We start from the raw sequence: 18,143 nt of genomic DNA, 5'->3' as shown, positions 1-18,143 counted from the left end.
CATGGCGCACCGTTCACAGCAACGCCTATTGGGTTTATGGGCGAATGGCCTTCGGGTAGGGACTTGGCAAGTAGCCGCCAATGGCGAGGATAGACTGACTTACGACCCTGTTTGGCTCGTATCATCACAAGGGCGTCCCTTATCGCTTTCTTTGCCGTTCACTATTGATAACGCGCCTTTGCGTGGTCCTCAAGTACGGAATTATTTTGACAACCTGCTACCAGACAGTGATGTAATCCGCCGTCGCCTGCAGACACGATTCAGAACATCCAGCACAGATGCTTTTGATTTGCTAACGGCTATCGGGCGTGATTGTGTTGGAGCTATTCAGCTGCTTCCCGAAGGTGAGGAGCCCGATGATGTCTTTGATATTCAGGCTTGTCCTTTAAGCGAGGCTGAAATCGCTAACGCTTTGAGGGCGGCTACTGCTGCACCGTTGGTCTTGGGGCAACAGCAAGCGTCTGATGAAGACTTCAGAATTTCCTTGGCAGGAGCCCAGGAAAAAACAGCCTTTTTATGGCATCACGGACAATGGTGTCGACCTGTTGGATCTACTCCGACAACGCATATCTTCAAACTACCATTGGGCTTGGTGGGGGGCCGCCAAGCGGATATGCGCAGTTCTGTAGAAAATGAATGGCTGTGTGCACAGATTTTGCGCGCCTTTGATTTACCTGTCGCTAACTGCGAGATGGCCAGTTTTGAAGAGCAAAAGGTATTGATCGTTGAGCGTTTTGACCGGAAGTTGGCTGCACAGTCTTATTGGCTGAGGCTGCCACAGGAGGACTTTTGTCAGGCAACAGGCAAGTCTCCTGATGCTAAATACGAGGCCGATGGCGGGCCGGGCGTTGTTGATATCGCGCGTATTTTGCAGCTGTCTGAAGCGAGGGAGCAGGACTTGCGTACTTTGCTGACAGCACAATTAGTGTTTTGGATGTTGGCAGCGACTGATGGGCATGCGAAGAATTTTTCGATTTTTCTATTGCCTGGTGGCCGTTACCGCTTGACGCCTTTGTACGATGTTTTGTCGGCTTGGCCAGTCACGGGTACTGGACCGAACAAGTTGGATGTGAATCGTCTCAAGCTGGCCATGGCCGTTCGCGGGAAAAACACCCACTACCGATTGCGTGATATTCAGCGCCGGCATTTCAACCACATGGCCCGACTGTGCGGGTGGGGAGAGAACATGGATGACTTGATCATGGATTGCTTAGGACGAGTCCCGCACGTGTTGGAGGTGGTCGCCCAGCAACTGCCCGTTGAGTTTCCTATGGAAGTGTTTGAGGCAATTGAACTGGGAATGCGTGAGTCCGCCAAGCGCTTGGCGGCGATGCCAGCGACACTGCTGTAGGCAAAGCATGCTGTCTGATGATCTATAGACGAGGTGTCCGAGGCAGGTAGGGGCAAATTTCCACACTGAAATGAAAATGCTTTCACGTCGTGTGTATGGGCTAGTCTGCGCATCTGGCAAGTAGAAAAACAAAAAGCCCAGTCAGATGACTGGGCTTTTTGCTTGAATTCTTGGTGGCCTGGGGCGGAATCGAACCACCGACACAAGGATTTTCAATCCTCTGCTCTACCGACTGAGCTACCAGGCCAACGTGTACTGCTCGGTAAAAATAGAACTATACCACGTTTTTTAATTTGTGCGCATAGTACAACAAAAAATTTATGCATCTTTTCGACTTCAAATTTGCCGTACCCCTAGGGGGAGGCCCTTTTCAGCGAAAAGAGGGCTGCATAAAGGAGTGCAATTGTAATCACAAAAGGGCAATTCAAGTAACATTTTTGGCAAAAACCTGGCTTGCGGCGTAAAATCACTTAAATTTCATGCGTTTTGCTTTTGCAAAATTGCCTGTCTTGGTCTTTTCAGGGCTATAGCCTGTACTGCTCATGTCTGTAGATGTTCTAACCTTCGGTCTGAATCATGTGTCCGCGCCGGTTGCCGTGCGCGAGCGCGTTGCGTTTCCGATCGATGTGTTAAAGCCTGCGCTTGATACCTTGCGTGCCACTTTTGGTACGGGTGTGCGTGAAGCAGCCATTCTGTCTACCTGTAATCGTACCGAGATCTACTGTGCGGCCGAGCCCCATGTGGCTGAGCGTCTGCCCGAATGGATGGCAGACTTCAACAGTCTGCGCTCTGCCGAGCTGACCCCCCATCTGTACCGCTACAACCAGAACGAGGCCGTGCGCCATGCGTTCCGTGTTGCCAGCGGGCTGGATTCCATGGTCTTGGGCGAGCCCCAGATTCTGGGTCAGATGAAAGATGCCGTGCGTGCCGCCAATGAAGCTGGCTCGCTGGGCACCTTGTTGCATCAATTGTTCCAGCGCACCTTCTCGGTGGCCAAGGAAGTCCGTACGCAAACGGCTATTGGCGCCCATTCGGTGTCCATGGCGGCAGCTGCTGTCCGTTTGGCCGAGCGTGTGTTTGGTGACCTGAGCCAGGCCAAGGTGCTGTTTATTGGCGCTGGCGAAATGATCGAGCTGTGTGCCACGCACTTTGCGGCGGTGAACCCCTGTAGCATCGTGGTCGCCAACCGTACTCAGGAACGGGCTGAAAGCCTGGCCTCGCGCTTCATGGCCAGCACCATGAAGCTGGCCGATGTGCCTGATCGTCTGGCGGATTTTGATGTGGTGGTGTCCTGTACGGCCAGTACCTTGCCCATTCTGGGTCTGGGGATGGTGGAACGAGCCGTGCGTTCGCGTCGTCACCGTCCTGTGGTCATGGTGGATCTGGCCGTGCCACGCGATATTGAAACCGAAGTAGGTCGCCTGGACGACGTGTACCTGTACACCGTCGATGATCTGGGCCGCTTTGTACAACGGGGTGCCGATGCTCGTCAGGCCGCTGTGGTGCAGGCTGAAGCCATTATTGACACCCAGGTGCAGCATTACATGCACTGGCTGAGCACTCGTGCTATTGTGCCTGCCATTCTGGATGTGCAGCAGTCGGTCGAAAAAGTACGTCAACACGAGCTGGAGCGCGCGCGCCGCATGTTGGCCCGTGGTGATGATCCAGCAGAAGTCATTGAAATGCTGGCGCATGGCCTGACTCAAAAGTACATGCACGGCCCGATGGCTGAATTGACGCGCAGTGAAGGTTCCGAGCGCGAGCAATTGTTGAATCTGCTGCCTCGCCTGTTGCCCTCGACCACCCGTCGACGTTAGCGTTTGGGCTGTTGTCTGTTCACCGACTCTCCTGCGGTGCAGCCCCGCCTTGAACTGCGCCCAGACCCTCTGATTTTCCCTTTAGGCTGTTCCCTATGAAAGACTCTATGCGCAGTCGGCTTGAGCAATTGGCTCGCCGTCTGCATGAAGTTGATGCCATGCTTGCCGAGCCTGAAATTGCCAGCAATATGGACGAGTTTCGCAAACTGTCGCGCGAACGTTCCGAGCTGGACCCCGTTGTAGCAGCATTCAAAAGCTATGAGGCTGCCGAAGGCGATCTGCAGGCCGCCCAGGACATGATGTCCGACCCTGAATTGAAGGAAATGGGCGAAGAAGAATACAAGTTGGGCAAGGAACGTATTGCTCAACTGGAAGATGAACTGCAAATCCTGCTCCTGCCGCGCGATCCGGACGACACCCGTAACGTGTTCATTGAAATCCGCGCCGGTGCCGGTGGGGACGAAAGCGCCTTGTTTGCCGGGGATTTGTTGCGCATGTACATGCGCTATGCCGAAAACTGCGGCTGGCGTACGGAGATCATGTCTGCCAGCGATTCGGAAGTGGGCGGTTACAAGGAAGTGATCGTTCGGATTGAAGGCCAGGATGTGTACGGGCGTCTGAAGTTCGAGTCCGGTGCGCACCGTGTACAGCGTGTGCCTGAAACTGAAGCCCAGGGCCGCATCCATACCTCTACGTGTACCGTGGCCGTGTTGCCCGAAGCCGAAGGCTTGGCAGAAATCACCATTAACCCCGCTGACTTGCGTGTGGACACCTTCCGCGCCAGTGGTGCCGGTGGTCAGCACGTGAACAAGACGGACTCTGCCGTTCGTCTGACTCACTTGCCTACAGGTTTGGTGGTGGAGTGTCAGGACGACCGTTCCCAGCACCGTAACCGCGAAAAGGCCTTGCAGGTGCTGGCCGCTCGTCTGAAAGACAAGCAGCAGCGTGAGCAATCTGACAAAGAAGCCGCCGAGCGTAAAAGCCTGGTCGGCACGGGTGACCGCTCCGAGCGCATCCGTACCTACAACTTCCCGCAAGGCCGCATGACGGATCACCGTATCAATCTGACCTTGTACAAGCTGGGCTACATCATGGACGGCGATCTGGACGAGCTGATCAAGGCCTTGCTGTCCGAGCATCAGGCCGGTTTGCTGGCTGATCTGGCGCAGGCGTGAGCAAGAACCTATCCGGTGAGCAGGCCATGCCCTTAACGGCCGCGCCTGCCGATTCTCCCCGTACCTTGCGAGCCTTGCAGCCGCTAAGTCCCTTGCCGCGCCTGGAGCGCGACATGCTGTGGATGCAGGTGCTGGGCGTCGGTCGTTCCTGGCTGATTGCGCACGACACGGACGAGTTACCGCTGGACAAGATTCAAAGCTATCAAGCCCTGGAAGCCCGCCGCGTTGCGGGCGAGCCCATGGCATATATCGTGGGTGTGCGGGAATTCATGGGCCATGAGTTTCTGGTGTCGCCCTCGGTGCTGATTCCACGCCCCGATACGGAAACCCTGGTTGAGCGTGCCTTGGAGCGTGTGCAGAACATCCAGTCTCCCCGCATTCTGGACATGGGCTGTGGCAGCGGTGCCATTGCAGTTTCTCTGGCGCTGGCACGCCCCGATGCCCATGTGGTCGCCAGTGATATCAGCACGCTGGTATTGGCGCAGGCGGGCTTAAATGCTCAGCGTTTGTGTGGGAAAGTCGAGTTTTGCCTGGGGAGTTGGTACGATGCCGTGGCAGGCCAGGAACCTTTTGACCTGATCGTGTCCAACCCTCCATACATTGCAGTGGATGATGAACATCTGGCGCAGGGCGATGTGCGGTTCGAGCCGCGTCAGGCACTGACAGATGGCTCTGACGGCTTGACGGATTTGCGTACAATAGTTCAGGGAGCCGGGCCGTATCTGCGTCCTGGTGCTAGTCTTCTCATGGAGCACGGCTGGGATCAGGCCGACCATGTGCAAAATATGCTGCGGCAGGCAGGGTTCAAACAGGTCATCAGTTATGAAGATCTGGCAGGAATCCGGCGGGTCACAGGTGGACAGTGTTAATTCTTTTCTTAAGAGAACATCATGAGTGAAGTTCAAGATTTCATCCGCGAAACCGTAACGGAAAACCCAGTTGTGCTGTTTATGAAGGGTACAGCTCAAGCTCCTCAGTGCGGTTTCTCCGCACGCACCGTGCAGATCCTGCGCGCTGTTGGCCTGAGCCAAGTGGTTGTGGTCAACGTGCTGGACGACGCCGAAGTGCGTCAGGGCATCAAGGACTTCTCCAACTGGCCCACCATCCCCCAACTGTACATCAAGGGCGAATTCGTTGGCGGTTCGGACATCGTGTCTGAAATGTACGAAAACGGCGAACTGGAAACCATGCTGCGCGAGGCTGGGGCTCTGGAGTGAGCACCAAGCGACGCCTGGTCATAGGTATGACCGGGGCCACCGGGGCGGTCTACACCGTGCGCCTGCTGCAAGTGCTGCAGTCCTGTCCGGATGTAGAAACTCATTTGGTGATCTCGCCCTCCGGGGTGCTGAACATCAAATATGAGCTGGATATCGGCAGGCACGAGATCCAGGCTCTGGCCGATCAGGTGCACAGCTTCCGCGATGTGGGTGCAACCTTGGCCAGCGGCAGCTTTCCTACTGCCGGCATGGTGATTGTGCCCTGTTCGATGCGTACCCTGGCCGCTGTTGCGCATGGTTTGTCTGACAACCTGATTACCCGGGCTGCCGACGTTACCTTGAAAGAGCGTCGCCGTTTGGTGATGATGGTGCGCGAAACGCCATTCAATCTGGCGCATTTGCGCAATATGACGGCTGTGACGGAAATGGGCGGGATTATCTTCCCGCCTATGCCCGCGTTTTACCTGCGCCCCAAAAGCATCGACGATATTGTCGATCACACGGTGATGCGGGTGCTGGAATTGTTCGATATTCAGGTGCCCGGTGAACGCTGGGATGGTTCGCAAAAACCGAGCTAAGGCCTGATAGCCGTTCAGCGGGCGCAAAAAAGCCCCGATATAAACCTCCACAATCTGGATATCATTCCAGACACTAGCGGTTTATATCGGGGCTTTTTATTGCCTGTTGCTTGTGTGTTTGCTGGTGGCAAGCGCTACGCTAAGCCACGTACCATGTTTATTGGCCGGAACGGCGCTTGCTCATGAACACAATTTGCTGTTCACCGGAAGCAGCAGGCTGGGCAGGGGTGAAAGCGTCCTGGCGCACGGTAGGTGCTGCGTCATCGGCGTCCTCTTCGAAGCCAGCAGCCAGCAAACTCTCGGGCAGGTGATCGTCAAAATAATCCTGATCAAAGCCTTTATCGCCTTCCGGATCGGCCTGGCCTGTGACCTTCAGGTCTGCAAAGTTATGCAGCTTGGGGTCCATCAAGTGCGAAGGCACCACGCGAGTCAGGGCACCAAACACGTTCCAGGAGCGATGCGGAAATTTCTTGTCCCAGTCCGCAATCATGCGGTTGATTTCCTGGCGCTTCAGGTTTTCCTGCGAACCGCACAAGTTACAGGGGATGATGGGGAATTCTTTGAGCTTGGCGTAGGCGATCAGGTCCTTTTCGGGCACATAGGCTAGAGGGCGGATCACGATGTGTTCGCCATTGTCCGACATCAGCTTGGGCGGCATGCCCTTCATACGGCCACCGTAAAACAGGTTCAGGAAGAAGGTAGCCAGAATGTCATCACGATGATGGCCCAGAGCGATCTTGGTGGCACCCAGCTCCTTGGCAACACGGTACAAAATCCCGCGACGCAAACGGGAGCACAGCGAACACATGGTCTTGCCTTCGGCAATCACGCGCGTCACTACCGAATATGTGTCCTGAGTTTCGATGTGATAGGGCACGCCCAGCTTTTCCAGATACTCGGGCAGGATGTGGTCAGGGAAACCGGGCTGTTTCTGGTCCAGGTTCACGGCCACGATATCGAACTTGATCGGAGCGCGCTTTTGCAAGGTCATCAGCACGTCCAGCAGGCCGTAGGAATCCTTGCCGCCAGACAGGCAGACCATGATCTTGTCACCTTCCTCGATCATGTTGAAGTCACCGATGGCGCGGCCCACTTCACGCATGATGCGTTTGCTCAGCTTGTTGTCATTGACGCGCTGCTTGCGTTCAGCCTTGCTGGCAAACACGGGGGTCTCGGTTTCGGAAGGAGGGAGGGTGCTGGTGTCTTGGGACATAAGGAAAAGCGGAAAGAAGTGTCATCGTGGCCCCGGCAAGAAGCGGGGCAGGGGGGCTTTAGCGGCTGCGTTCGATCTCGATGCCGACGGCATCACAGTCGGCAAAGGCCTCGGGTTTGCTGGCGCGGATTTTAACGCGTTCCACGGTCGGGAAATCATTCTGGATGCGATCAGCCAGGCGCTCTACCAGTGTTTCCAGCAGATTCGTGTGTTCCGTGGTGCTGACGTCGATCAGCGCTTCACGCAACTGACGGTAGTCCAACACGGTCCCGATGTCCTCGTCCTGAACGTCCTGCGTAATGGTGGTGTCGAATTCGGCGTCAATATGCAGGGGCTGGCGGTGAACCAGTTCGTGGTCCAGCATGCCGATAGAGGCTTGCACCACCAGATTGTTGATGAATATACGGCGTGTGGTCATGGCAAAAACAAAGTAGCAGGCCCGCCATGGCTGGCGGGCCTGGGAAGAGGGTCAGGACTGGCGGCTCAGGACGCATTCGTCCAGAGCAGGGCGCGCTAGTTGCAGCGTGAAGCAGTGTAGTTCATCGCGGCGGAAGGCGTGAACTTGTACGGTCTGGCCGGGTTCATAGGCCGCCAGCAGGCGCTCCAGGCTGGCGGTGTCACTGACACGCAAGCCGTCAATAGCGACCAGGGTATCACCGGCAGACAGCCCAGCTTGATGCGCTGCACCATCGGTAAATACCGTGGCCAGTTGGCATTGGCCTGCGCTTTGGCGCAAGCGGGCGTTCAGACTGGGCAGCTTGGTGGAGGCTTGCCATTCCAGCTTCAGGCCTTGCTCGGCCAGCCAGGGCTTCAGGGGCAGGTCCTCGCAGCCTTCCACGTAGCGGGCAATGAAGTCTGTGGCGTCGTAGCCAGTTGCCTCCAGAATCAGGGCAGGCATGGCATCTTCAGGAATGCCTTCTGGCTTGCCTTGATAGAAGTCACGACCATAGCGTTCCCACATTAGCAGCATCACATCATCCAGACTCTTGGCTTGCTGGGTATGGCTGCGAATACGCAGATCCAGGCCCAGGGCAATCAGGGCGCCCTTGCTGTAATAACTGACCAGTGCGTTGGGGGAGTTCTCGTCCTGCTTATAGTAACGAGTCCAGGCGTCAAAAGAGCTTTGTGCGGCGGACTGCTTGAAGCGGCCAGGACCACGTTCAACTGCATTGATGTTCTTGGCCAGCAGCTTGAGGTAATCGGCCTCGCTCAGCACGCCAGAGCGCAGCAGCATCAAATCGTCGTAGTACGAGGTGAAGCCTTCAAACACCCATAGCAAGCGGGTGTGGTTTTCACGACTCAGGTCGTAGGGTGCGAAGACGGCGGGCTTGATGCGTTTGACGTTCCAGGTATGGAAGTACTCATGGCTGACCAAGCCCAAAAAGGTCTGGTAGCCCGCGCTTTTCACCGATTTGTCCTGGCCCTGGGTAGGCAGGTCTCGACGCGAAGCCATCAGGGCGGTCGAGGCGCGATGCTCCAGTCCGCCGTAACCATCATCGGTCACCATGGTCATGAACACGTAGCGCGAGCTGCAATCCAGGAAGGGCGCGCGACGGGTTTCAGGTTCAAAAAAGGCGATTTGCTCGGCACAGATTTTCTCTACGTCACGGGCAATGCGGGGCAGGTCCAGGTTCGGGATGACGCCAGTAAAGACCAGTTCGTGTTCAGCGCCGTGGGCAAAGAAGCTGATGACCTGGGGAGTGCCCATCTCAATGGGGTGGTCGATCAACTCGTCGTAATTGCTGGCGCGGTACAGGCCAAAACCATAGCGCTCTGCCGCGCCTGGCATGTCGGTGGCCTCGGGCAGGCTGGTGTAAACCTGCCAATCTTCCATGTCCTTGTTGGACACCAGTTCCAGCAGGCACGGCTGTTCAGTCTGGCCCTCAACGGCCAGCAGGGCGCTGGTGCCATTAAAGAAAGCATGGGTCTGATCAATATGTGCGCCTCGTACGGACAGGTCCCAGGCATAGACCTGGTACTGAATGCTCAAGGGACCCTCGCAGGGTTCGCACTGCCAGCGATGGTTGTCCAGCTTGCGGATGGAAACCGGCTTTTCGCCAGCGAAGGCAGCTATGCTTTCGATCTGACGCGAGAAGTCGCGGATCAGGTAGCTGCCAGGAATCCAGGCCGGAAGGCTCAAGATCTGGCCATCTGTTTGGGGGGAAGTGATCTGTATCTGGACAGTCAGGCGGTGGCCGGCGAGATCTGTCGGCTCGGCACGGTAAAGTACGGGTGTAGGTTCCATTCCCCTATTCTATTTAATTTTTCTGGGAGTCAGCATGAACGAACCCTTAGTCAAAGCAGAGGTGCATGGTCGTGTTGCTTTATTGACATTAAATCGGCCCAAGGCTTTGAATGCGCTCAATAACGAGCTGATCGCCGAGTTGTATGCCCTGTTAAAGAAATACGATGCCGACAACGAAATCGGTTGTATCGTGCTGACCGGTAACGAAAAAGCCTTTGCCGCCGGTGCTGATATCGGTGCCATGAAAGACTGGAATTACCACGATGTCAGCTCCCAGGACTATCTGGGTGGCCAGTGGGAAGAACTGCGCCGTTTCCGCAAGCCCATCATTGCCGCCGTTGCTGGCTACGCCCTGGGTGGTGGCTGCGAACTGGCCATGTTGTGTGACTTCATCATTGCCGCTGATTCGGCTCGTTTCGGTCAGCCGGAAATCAAGCTGGGCGTGATCCCCGGTTTCGGTGGTACGCAGCGTCTGCCTCGTGCCGTAGGCAAGGCCAAGGCCATGGATCTGATTCTGACTTCGCGCATGATGAATGCCGAAGAGGCCGAGCGCTCCGGTCTGGTATCGCGCGTGGTGCCTGCCGACAAGCTGATTGAAGAGGCATTGGACGCCGCCACGGTTATTGCCAGCATGTCCCTGCCGTCGGTCCTGATGGCCAAAGAGTGTGTGAACCGTGCTTTTGAATCGTCGCTGGAAGAAGGTCTGCTGTTCGAGCGTCGCAACTTCCATGGCTTGTTTGCCACAGAGGATCAGAAGGAAGGCATGCGTGCCTTCGTTGAGAAACGCAAGCCCGAGTTCAAGCACCGCTAAGTTTCTCAATCGCTGATAAAACAAGGGGTGTGTTGTAAAATTGCTGCACTGCAATGTTACAAAATAAGCTTACCCCTTGATGCCATTGAGATTGCGTAAATCAGCCTTGCATTAAGTATCAAACAAGCAAGGCTGAATTTGCTTACAACAAAAAAAAGACGCTATACTTTATGGGTTTGACGACACCGGCTTTTGAAAGGGGCCGATAATATTGCGCGGATGGATTGGCCAAGGCCTTTGCAGTACATCCACCCACACAACGTTATCTGATTGTTTCCTACTATGAATCAGCCGATTTATCAGCAGACAGGCACCGCAGCCACGGTGCAGGCAGCAGGGGACAAGCCACCATTTCCGGAACCCGTAGTACTTACGCCCGAGCAACGTAGCCGCATGGCTCGCCGGGCAGGGCAAGGAATTGTGCGCACACTTGTTGCCCAGGCTTTTATGGGTCTGGTGGCAGTTGGCCTGTCGGCATGGATTTCCGGCGCATATGCAGCAGCCTCGGCACTTATTGGTGCGGCTGCTTATTTTGTGCCTAACGCATTGTTCGCATTGCGTCTTTTGCTGGGTTTGATGGGCGGCGGCAACGCCGGAGCGCTTTCCTTCTTCTGGGGGGAGGCATTCAAACTCGGCTTTGCGGTATTGACACTGGCAACGGCTGCCATGGCAAACACGGGCTGGTTAGTTTGGCCTGCCTTGCTCTTTGGCCTGCTGTGTGTCTTGAAGGGATATGTGCTGCTGCTGTTTTTCCGCAAGCTGCCATAACGAATTTTTGTTTCACGGGCTCGTCCCATAACGTATACATCACAGGGTAAATACAGATGGCTGCTGCTAGTGATATTTCGCCTCAGTCAGGGTACATCCAGCATCACTTGGTTCACTTGAACAACTTGGGTGAAAAACAGGATGTTCTGGCCAACTTCGGTGTCATTAACTACGACTCCATGTTCTGGTCCCTGCTGATGGGTCTGGTTGTGGTTTTCTTTCTGTGGCGCGCCGCTTCGGCCGCAACAGCCGGCGTACCAGGCCGCTTGCAGTCTTTTGTAGAAATGCTGGTCGATTGGGTTGAAGACCAGGCCAAATCCATTGTTCCTAACGCTGAGTCCCGGAAGTTCGTCTCGCCCCTGGCGCTGACCGTGTTCCTGTGGATCATCATGATGAACGTGCTGGACTTGCTGCCCGTTGATGGTCTGGGCTGGATCTTCATCCAGACCGGTCTGGCCTCCGAGCCTGGCGACCCTCTGTACTACCACCGTATTTTGCCTACCGCTGACTTGAACGTGCCTATGGGCATGTCCATGGGCGTGCTGCTGCTGATGTTCTACTACGGCATCAAGATCAAGCACCCCGGCGGCTTCGTCAAAGAGCTGTTTACTGCACCGTTCACTGCCACAGGCCTGATGGCTGTTGTGCTGGCACCTTTCAACTTCTTGCTGAACTGCATCGAATACGCGGCCAAGTCCGTGTCCTTGGGCATGCGGTTGTTCGGCAATATGTTTGCCGGTGAACTGGTTTTCATGTTGATCGCTCTGCTGGGTGGCGCATGGACAGGGTTTAATGGCGCCAGCCTGGGACTGGGTATCGGTCACATTCTGGCCGGTTCTGTGTGGGCAATCTTCCACATTCTGATTGTGTTGCTCCAGGCGTTCATCTTCATGATGCTCACCCTTGTCTATATTGGACAGGCACACGAAGGCCATTAATCCGATTCCGACTGGACAATGGTGTCTGGTTGGGGGGAGCAGGCCTGGCCTGCTAACGCTTTGATTTTTTTGAATTACACCTGATTTTTAACCAAGGAGTTGTCATGACCAACGTAGCTCTCGTTGCTCTTGCTTGCGGTATCATCATCGGTCTGGGCGCTTTTGGCGCTTGCATTGGTATCGCCCTGATGGGTGGTAAATATCTGGAAGCATCGGCTCGTCAGCCTGAACTGATGAACGCTCTGCAAACCAAGATGTTCCTGTTGGCCGGTCTGATCGATGCTGCTTTCCTGATCGGTGTCGGTATCGCCATGTTGTTTGCATTCGCCAACCCATTCGTTGGGTAATAAGGCGAGTCCGTTGCCGCTTTTGGCAGACGGGCAGGCAGTCGTCGTTAGCGGTGTGTTGCTCGGTTTGATCATGCACCGCTTGTCGACTTGAACATACATGTGTCAGGACGCATACCGCTTCCTACACACGTGGTATTGAAGGGATACGACCGTGAATTTAAACGCGACTCTCTTTTTTCAGATGATCGTGTTTTTCGTTTTGGCCTGGTTTACGATGAAATTCGTATGGCCGCCACTGACGAAAGCAATCGATGATCGTCGTCAGAAAATCGCTGATGGTTTGGCTGCTGCCGATAAAGGCAAGGCCGATCTGGCACAGGCCCAAGCGCGTATCAGCCTGATGGACGCTTCGGCCAAGTCCGAAAACCATCAACGCATTGTCGACGCTGAAAAACAAGCGACTGCTCTTTTGGAGCAAGCTCGTCGTGAAGCCGAAGCCGAAAAAGCCCGCATTATTGCGCAGGCCCAGCAAGACGCTAACCAGGAAGTGCAACGCGTACGTGAAGGTCTGCGTAGCGAAGTGGCTGCCTTGGCTGTCAAGGGTGCCGAGCAAATCTTGCGACGCGAAGTTGACGCGAATGCGCACGCCCAGCTGCTCGAGCAGCTCAAGGCAGAACTTTAACATCAAGGCAGGCCATGGCTGAACTATCGACTATTGCCAGACCTTACGCCGAAGCCCTGTTCGCCGCCGTGCGCGACGACAGCCAGGGCCTCGAATCGTGGTCGGCCCTGTTGTCCGAAATGGCTCAGGTGGCCGGTCTCCACGATGTGCGCGAGGCACTGAACGATCCGCGCCTGAATAACGGGCAGCGACTCGAACTCTTTACGGGCCTGGTTAAGTCACAGGTCACCGAAAAGGCTCGCAACTTTCTTCAATTGTTGGTGGATAACCAGCGCATCTTGCTGTTGCCACAGATTGCAGAACAGTTTGATCTATTGAAACACCAACTCGAAGGCACGGCGCAGGCACAGATTATCAGTGCTTTCCCGATGGCTGAGGCTCAGGTTGCTGAGCTGACCGCTGGGCTGGAGAAAAAGTTTGGCCTGAAGCTAAAACCGACTGTGACCGTCGACGCTGACCTTATCGGCGGTATTCGGGTGATTGTTGGTGACCAGGTGCTCGACACTTCCGTGCAGGCCCGGCTGGCCAGCATGCGCGATACGCTGACCGCATAGCGCGAGTCAGTAAACAGGATTTCAGGAGTCTGAACATGCAACTTAATCCGTCCGAGATCAGCGAACTGCTCAAGAGCCGCATCGAAGGCCTGGGTGCGTCGACTGACGTTCGTACACAAGGCACGGTTGTATCCGTGACCGACGGTATTACGCGCATCCACGGTTTGTCCGATGTGATGCAGGGCGAAATGCTCGAATTTCCGAACAACACGTTCGGTCTGGCCCTTAACCTCGAGCGCGACTCTGTCGGCGCCGTGATTCTGGGTGAATACACCGGTGTTTCCGAAGGCGACGCAGTTAAAACAACTGGCCGCATTCTGGAAGTACCCGTTGGCCCCGAACTGCTGGGTCGTGTGGTTGATACTCTGGGTATGCCTATCGACGGCAAGGGCCCGATCAACGCCAAGATGACTGACGTCATCGAGAAAGTGGCTCCTGGCGTTATCGCCCGTGAGTCCGTCTCCCAGCCCATGCAGACCGGCACGAAAGCCGTGGACTCCATGGTGCCAATCGGCCGTGGTCAGCGCGAACTGATCATTGGTGACCGTCAGACCGGTAAAACTGCCGTGGCTGTGGACACCATCATTGCTCAAAAGGGCAATGGCGTTAAATGTATCTACGTTGCCGTGGGCCAAAAAGCCTCCACGATCAACAACGTGGTGCGCAAGCTCGAAGAGCACGGTGCTCTGGAGTACACGATTGTTGTGGCCGCCTCGGCTTCCGAGTCCGCCGCCATGCAATACCTGGCTCCTTACTCCGGTTGCACCATGGGTGAATACTTCCGTGATCGTGGCGAAGACGCCCTGATCATTTATGACGACTTGACCAAGCAAGCTTGGGCCTACCGTCAAGTATCCCTGTTGCTGCGTCGCCCACCAGGCCGTGAAGCCTACCCTGGTGACGTGTTCTACCTGCACTCCCGTCTGCTCGAGCGCGCTGCTCGTGTGAACGCCGAGTACGTGGAAAAATTCACTAACGGTGAAGTGAAGGGCAAGACCGGTTCGTTGACCGCACTGCCTATCATTGAAACGCAAGCCGGCGACGTTTCCGCTTTCGTTCCAACCAACGTGATTTCGATTACTGACGGTCAGATCTTCCTGGAGTCCGACCTGTTCAACGCTGGTGTTCGTCCCGCTATTAACGCCGGTATTTCGGTGTCTCGCGTGGGTGGCGCTGCTCAAACCAAGGTCATCAAGAAGCTGTCCGGCGGTATTCGTACCGACTTGGCTCAGTACCGTGAATTGGCCGCGTTTGCTCAGTTCGCTTCCGACCTGGACGACGCAACCCGTCGCCAGCTGGAACGTGGTAAGCGCGTGGTCGAACTGCTCAAGCAGCCCCAGTATCAGCCTCTGGCTGTGTGGGAACTGGCCGTGAGCCTGTACGCTGTGAACAACGGTTACTTCGACGATCTGGAAGTCGCTCAGGTTCTGCCTTTCGAGAAAGGCCTGAAAGATCACCTGCGCAGCAAGTTCGCTGCCCTGGTTGAGCGTATCGAAAGCAAGAAGGAACTGGTTAAAGAAGACGAGGCTGAGTTGGTTACAGCCATCCAGGACTTCAAAAAGCACGGCGCTTTCTAATCATTGTTGGCAGGCGCCGGAAACCCCGGCGTCATGATTAGCGGGAGTCGACAGCCTAGTCTGGCTCCCGATAATGCCCTTACAGGAAAGTGTGATGGCCGGAATCAAGGAAATTCGTACTAAGATCAAGAGCGTGCAAAACACGTCCAAGATCACCAAAGCCATGGAGATGGTGGCGGCATCCAAGATGCGCAAGGCGCAAGAGCGGATGCGTGCTGGCCGTCCCTATGCAGACAAGGTGCGCGAGATTGCTTCGCATCTGATGCAGGCGCACCCCGACTACACTCACCCCTACATGGTTGAGCCTGCCGAAGTCAAATCGGTAGGTATCGTGGTTGTCAGCACGGACAAAGGTCTGTGTGGCGGCCTGAACACCAATATTCTGCGTCTGGTACTTGCGCGTGTTCGCGAGTTTGAAGACAAGGGTATTAAAGTTCAGACAACGGCTCTGGGTGGTAAAGCTGCTGGAACCTTGGCGCGTGTTGGTGCCAATCTGGTTTCTCAGGAAGTGGGCTTGGGCGATGCGCCTAACCTGGAACGTCTGATTGGCGCCATCAAGGTGCAGATCGACGACTTCGTGGAAGGCCGCATTGATGCTGTTTATCTGGCGACCAGCCGCTTTGTCAATACGATGAAGCAGGACCCAACATTTATTCGCTTGCTGCCTCTGCCTTCCGGTCTGAAAGATCCTTTCCAGGCTGGTGATCAGGTAGTCGCGCAAGAAAGCGTCAACTCTTCCGAATACGGTTGGGATTACATCTACGAACCCGATGCCAAGTCGGTTATTGACGACTTGTTGCTGCGTTACGTAGAGGGTCTGGTGTATCAGGCCGTTGCCGAGAACATGGCCTCCGAGCAGTCTGCTCGTATGGTGGCGATGAAAGCCGCTTCGGACAACGCCAAGACCGTTATTGCCGATCTTCAGCTGGTCTATAACAAGACTCGCCAGGCAGCGATTACGAAAGAAATCTCTGAAATCGTGGGGGGTGCCGCCGCTGTGTAATCACGGCAAGGCACACCATCAAAGTTATATTGCAAGGACTCAACATGAGCAACGGTACCATCGTTCAGTGCATCGGCGCCGTGGTGGATATTCAGTTCCCCCGCGACAGCATCCCTAAAGTCTACGAAGCATTGACGCTCGTTGACGAAAGTTCGGCTTTCGCAGAAAAAGGCCTGACTTTTGAAGTACAGCAACAATTGGGTGACGGTGTAGTTCGCACCATCGCCATGGGTTCCAGCGACGGCCTGCGCCGTGGTATGGAAGTGGCCGGTTCGGGCGCTCCCATCTCCGTTCCCGTGGGTGTCGGCACCCTGGGTCGCATTATGGACGTTCTGGGTCGCCCTATTGACGAAGTCGGTCCTATTCAGTCCGACGAGCGTCGCGCCATTCACCAGCCTGCGCCTACTTTCGACGAACTGTCGCCTTCCGTAGAGCTACTGGAAACCGGTATTAAAGTGATTGACCTGGTTTGCCCGTTCGCCAAGGGTGGTAAGGTTGGTCTGTTCGGTGGTGCCGGTGTGGGCAAGACCGTGAACATGCTGGAGCTGATCAACAACATCGCCAAGGCACACAGCGGTCTGTCCGTGTTTGCCGGTGTGGGTGAGCGTACCCGTGAAGGTAACGACTTCTACCACGAAATGGCCGATGCTGGCGTTATCCAGATGGACAACCTGAGCGAGTCCAAAGTGGCCATGGTGTTCGGTCAGATGAACGAACCTCCAGGCAACCGTCTGCGTGTGGCACTGTCCGGCCTGACCATGGCCGAGAAGTTCCGTGACGAAGGCCGTGACATCCTGTTCTTTGTGGACAACATCTACCGCTACACGCTGGCCGGTACAGAAGTGTCCGCTCTGCTGGGTCGTATGCCTTCCGCAGTGGGTTACCAGCCTACGCTGGCCGAGGAAATGGGTAAGCTGCAAGAGCGCATTACCTCCACCAAGACCGGTTCGATTACGTCCATCCAGGCCGTTTACGTTCCAGCCGATGACTTGACTGACCCATCGCCTGCCACGACCTTCTTGCACTTGGACTCCACCGTTGTGTTGTCGCGTGACATTGCTGCTCTGGGTATTTACCCCGCTGTGGACCCTCTGGACTCCACCAGCCGTCAGCTGGATCCACAAATTGTGGGCGAAGAGCACTACGCAGTGGCTCGCGGTGTTCAGCAAACGCTGCAGCGCTACAAGGAATTGCGTGACATTATCGCGATTCTGGGTATGGACGAGCTGTCTCCAGAAGACAAGCAGGCTGTTGCCCGCGCTCGTAAGATCCAGCGCTTCCTGTCTCAGCCTTTCCACGTGGCAGAAGTGTTTACCGGCTCGCCTGGTAAGTACGTTCCACTGGCTGAAACCCTGCGCGGCTTCAAGATGATCGTCGAGGGCGAGTGTGATGCACTGCCAGAACAGGCGTTCTACATGGTCGGTTCGATCGACGAGGCTTTCGAAAAAGCCAAGACTATTCAGTAATAAGGATTACTCATGGCTAAGCTTCATGTTGACGTGGTTAGTGCTGAAGAATCGATCTTTGCTGGTGAAGCAAAGTTCGTGGCACTGCCCGGCGAGGCTGGGGAGCTGGGTATTTTGCCCGGTCACACTCCACTGATCTCGCGGATTCGTCCCGGCACGCTGAAGATCGTTATGGACGATGGCAGCGAAGAGCATATCTTTGTCGCTGGCGGCATACTCGAGGTTCAGCCTGGGAAAGTCACTGTATTGTCGGATACCGCGATTCGCGCACAAGACCTGGATGAAGCAAAGGCGCTGGAAGCCCGCAAGCATGCGGAAGAAGCCCTGCGTAACACCAAGGACAAGGCCGATATCGCTGTTGTGGAAGCCGAGCTGGCCATGCTGGCCGCTCAAGCTGCCGCAGCACGTCGCTTGAGCAACGCGCGCAAGCACTAAGCTCAAGTCGGTAGCATCCGTGA

19 protein-coding genes and 1 tRNA gene are annotated in these 18,143 nt (G+C 55.6%); 16 read left to right on the top strand and 4 right to left on the bottom strand.

What is annotated here, in order from left to right; all coding sequences use genetic code 11:
- Position 1: 1 nt before the first annotated feature.
- A complete protein-coding gene (locus U2949_RS07775; protein ID WP_257723034.1) occupies positions 2–1,351 on the top strand; it encodes a type II toxin-antitoxin system HipA family toxin in 1,350 nt (449 codons plus the stop codon).
- Positions 1,352–1,522: 171 nt separating this feature from the next.
- Here the strand turns inward: U2949_RS07775 and U2949_RS07770 are convergent.
- Positions 1,523–1,598, bottom strand: a tRNA-Phe gene (locus U2949_RS07770).
- Between the two features lie 295 nt (positions 1,599–1,893).
- Between U2949_RS07770 and hemA the strand changes: the two genes are divergently transcribed.
- The 5 genes from hemA to U2949_RS07745 all read left to right on the top strand — a co-directional run bounded on the left by hemA (position 1,894) and on the right by U2949_RS07745 (position 6,138).
- Complete coding sequence (gene hemA, locus U2949_RS07765) at positions 1,894–3,168, top strand: glutamyl-tRNA reductase (protein ID WP_021447198.1); 1,275 nt, start codon at positions 1,894–1,896, stop codon at positions 3,166–3,168.
- A gap of 95 nt (positions 3,169–3,263) precedes the next feature.
- Positions 3,264–4,343, top strand: a complete 1,080-nt coding sequence (prfA, locus tag U2949_RS07760) for a peptide chain release factor 1 (protein ID WP_009464100.1) — start codon at positions 3,264–3,266, stop codon at positions 4,341–4,343.
- Positions 4,344–4,369: 26 nt separating this feature from the next.
- Positions 4,370–5,212, top strand: a complete 843-nt coding sequence (gene prmC / locus U2949_RS07755) for a peptide chain release factor N(5)-glutamine methyltransferase (RefSeq protein ID WP_026483712.1) — start codon at positions 4,370–4,372, stop codon at positions 5,210–5,212.
- Between the two features lie 21 nt (positions 5,213–5,233).
- Complete coding sequence (gene grxD / locus U2949_RS07750; protein ID WP_003804985.1) at positions 5,234–5,560, top strand: Grx4 family monothiol glutaredoxin; 327 nt, start codon at positions 5,234–5,236, stop codon at positions 5,558–5,560.
- Complete coding sequence (locus tag U2949_RS07745) at positions 5,557–6,138, top strand: UbiX family flavin prenyltransferase (protein ID WP_080748002.1); 582 nt, start codon at positions 5,557–5,559, stop codon at positions 6,136–6,138. Before grxD ends, U2949_RS07745 begins: the two co-directional genes overlap by 4 nt.
- 157 nt (positions 6,139–6,295) lie before the next feature.
- On the opposite strand, the gene ttcA is transcribed toward U2949_RS07745, so the two are convergent.
- From ttcA to U2949_RS07730, 3 genes are read right to left on the bottom strand one after another with little or no spacing between them, the layout of a single operon-like run.
- Entirely contained in the window at positions 6,296–7,351 is a 1,056-nt protein-coding gene (gene ttcA, locus U2949_RS07740; RefSeq protein WP_321287017.1) for a tRNA 2-thiocytidine(32) synthetase TtcA, read from the bottom strand.
- Positions 7,352–7,409: 58 nt separating this feature from the next.
- A complete protein-coding gene (folB, locus tag U2949_RS07735; RefSeq protein ID WP_026483715.1) occupies positions 7,410–7,769 on the bottom strand; it encodes a dihydroneopterin aldolase in 360 nt (119 codons plus the stop codon).
- 51 nt (positions 7,770–7,820) lie between these two features.
- Positions 7,821–9,596 carry a M61 family metallopeptidase gene (locus tag U2949_RS07730; RefSeq protein ID WP_321287014.1) on the bottom strand — a complete coding sequence of 592 codons (1,776 nt, stop codon included), beginning with the start codon at positions 9,594–9,596 and terminating at the stop codon, positions 7,821–7,823.
- Between the two features lie 34 nt (positions 9,597–9,630).
- Between U2949_RS07730 and U2949_RS07725 the strand changes: the two genes are divergently transcribed.
- The 10 genes from U2949_RS07725 (at position 9,631) to U2949_RS07680 (ending at position 18,120) form a co-directional block, all read left to right on the top strand.
- A complete protein-coding gene (locus U2949_RS07725) occupies positions 9,631–10,407 on the top strand; it encodes an enoyl-CoA hydratase (RefSeq protein WP_026483717.1) in 777 nt (258 codons plus the stop codon).
- 282 nt (positions 10,408–10,689) lie between these two features.
- On the top strand, positions 10,690–11,175 hold the full coding sequence (locus U2949_RS07720) for an ATP synthase subunit I (protein ID WP_321287012.1): 486 nt from the start codon (positions 10,690–10,692) through the stop codon (positions 11,173–11,175).
- A gap of 56 nt (positions 11,176–11,231) precedes the next feature.
- On the top strand, positions 11,232–12,113 hold the full coding sequence (atpB, locus tag U2949_RS07715; protein ID WP_026483719.1) for a F0F1 ATP synthase subunit A: 882 nt from the start codon (positions 11,232–11,234) through the stop codon (positions 12,111–12,113).
- 104 nt (positions 12,114–12,217) lie between these two features.
- Complete coding sequence (atpE, locus tag U2949_RS07710; RefSeq protein ID WP_009464117.1) at positions 12,218–12,460, top strand: F0F1 ATP synthase subunit C; 243 nt, start codon at positions 12,218–12,220, stop codon at positions 12,458–12,460.
- A gap of 154 nt (positions 12,461–12,614) precedes the next feature.
- Positions 12,615–13,085, top strand: coding sequence for a F0F1 ATP synthase subunit B (locus tag U2949_RS07705; RefSeq protein WP_009464119.1), 471 nt, complete (start codon positions 12,615–12,617; stop codon positions 13,083–13,085).
- Between the two features lie 14 nt (positions 13,086–13,099).
- Positions 13,100–13,639, top strand: a complete 540-nt coding sequence (locus tag U2949_RS07700) for a F0F1 ATP synthase subunit delta (RefSeq protein ID WP_003805005.1) — start codon at positions 13,100–13,102, stop codon at positions 13,637–13,639.
- Positions 13,640–13,674: 35 nt separating this feature from the next.
- Complete coding sequence (gene atpA, locus U2949_RS07695; protein ID WP_003805007.1) at positions 13,675–15,216, top strand: F0F1 ATP synthase subunit alpha; 1,542 nt, start codon at positions 13,675–13,677, stop codon at positions 15,214–15,216.
- 94 nt (positions 15,217–15,310) lie between these two features.
- Positions 15,311–16,219 carry a F0F1 ATP synthase subunit gamma gene (gene atpG, locus U2949_RS07690; protein WP_003805009.1) on the top strand — a complete coding sequence of 303 codons (909 nt, stop codon included), beginning with the start codon at positions 15,311–15,313 and terminating at the stop codon, positions 16,217–16,219.
- A gap of 44 nt (positions 16,220–16,263) precedes the next feature.
- On the top strand, positions 16,264–17,685 hold the full coding sequence (gene atpD, locus U2949_RS07685) for a F0F1 ATP synthase subunit beta (protein WP_026483721.1): 1,422 nt from the start codon (positions 16,264–16,266) through the stop codon (positions 17,683–17,685).
- A gap of 12 nt (positions 17,686–17,697) precedes the next feature.
- Positions 17,698–18,120, top strand: a complete 423-nt coding sequence (locus U2949_RS07680; protein WP_009464130.1) for a F0F1 ATP synthase subunit epsilon — start codon at positions 17,698–17,700, stop codon at positions 18,118–18,120.
- The last annotated feature ends 23 nt before the right edge of the window (positions 18,121–18,143 follow it).

Source organism: Alcaligenes phenolicus (assembly GCF_032063905.1).
Taxonomy (GTDB): domain Bacteria; phylum Pseudomonadota; class Gammaproteobacteria; order Burkholderiales; family Burkholderiaceae_B; genus Alcaligenes; species Alcaligenes phenolicus.
This window is presented reverse-complemented; position numbering and strand designations above follow the sequence as displayed.

What these genes read in the sequence shown, in the direction of transcription:
- U2949_RS07725 (WP_026483717.1), top strand. Translation starts at nt 9,631, where the DNA reads ATGAACGAACCCTTAGTCAAAGCAGAGGTGCATGGTCGTGTTGCTTTA.
- U2949_RS07720 (WP_321287012.1), top strand. Translation starts at nt 10,690, where the DNA reads ATGAATCAGCCGATTTATCAGCAGACAGGCACCGCAGCCACGGTGCAG.
- grxD (WP_003804985.1), top strand. Translation starts at nt 5,234, where the DNA reads ATGAGTGAAGTTCAAGATTTCATCCGCGAAACCGTAACGGAAAACCCA.
- prmC (WP_026483712.1), top strand. Translation starts at nt 4,370, where the DNA reads ATGCCCTTAACGGCCGCGCCTGCCGATTCTCCCCGTACCTTGCGAGCC.
- atpD (WP_026483721.1), top strand. Translation starts at nt 16,264, where the DNA reads ATGAGCAACGGTACCATCGTTCAGTGCATCGGCGCCGTGGTGGATATT.
- atpA (WP_003805007.1), top strand. Translation starts at nt 13,675, where the DNA reads ATGCAACTTAATCCGTCCGAGATCAGCGAACTGCTCAAGAGCCGCATC.
- hemA (WP_021447198.1), top strand. Translation starts at nt 1,894, where the DNA reads ATGTCTGTAGATGTTCTAACCTTCGGTCTGAATCATGTGTCCGCGCCG.
- U2949_RS07680 (WP_009464130.1), top strand. Translation starts at nt 17,698, where the DNA reads ATGGCTAAGCTTCATGTTGACGTGGTTAGTGCTGAAGAATCGATCTTT.
- prfA (WP_009464100.1), top strand. Translation starts at nt 3,264, where the DNA reads ATGAAAGACTCTATGCGCAGTCGGCTTGAGCAATTGGCTCGCCGTCTG.
- ttcA (WP_321287017.1), bottom strand. Translation starts at nt 7,351, where the DNA reads ATGTCCCAAGACACCAGCACCCTCCCTCCTTCCGAAACCGAGACCCCC.
- folB (WP_026483715.1), bottom strand. Translation starts at nt 7,769, where the DNA reads ATGACCACACGCCGTATATTCATCAACAATCTGGTGGTGCAAGCCTCT.
- atpB (WP_026483719.1), top strand. Translation starts at nt 11,232, where the DNA reads ATGGCTGCTGCTAGTGATATTTCGCCTCAGTCAGGGTACATCCAGCAT.
- atpE (WP_009464117.1), top strand. Translation starts at nt 12,218, where the DNA reads ATGACCAACGTAGCTCTCGTTGCTCTTGCTTGCGGTATCATCATCGGT.
- atpG (WP_003805009.1), top strand. Translation starts at nt 15,311, where the DNA reads ATGGCCGGAATCAAGGAAATTCGTACTAAGATCAAGAGCGTGCAAAAC.
- U2949_RS07700 (WP_003805005.1), top strand. Translation starts at nt 13,100, where the DNA reads ATGGCTGAACTATCGACTATTGCCAGACCTTACGCCGAAGCCCTGTTC.
- U2949_RS07775 (WP_257723034.1), top strand. Translation starts at nt 2, where the DNA reads ATGGCGCACCGTTCACAGCAACGCCTATTGGGTTTATGGGCGAATGGC.
- U2949_RS07730 (WP_321287014.1), bottom strand. Translation starts at nt 9,596, where the DNA reads ATGGAACCTACACCCGTACTTTACCGTGCCGAGCCGACAGATCTCGCC.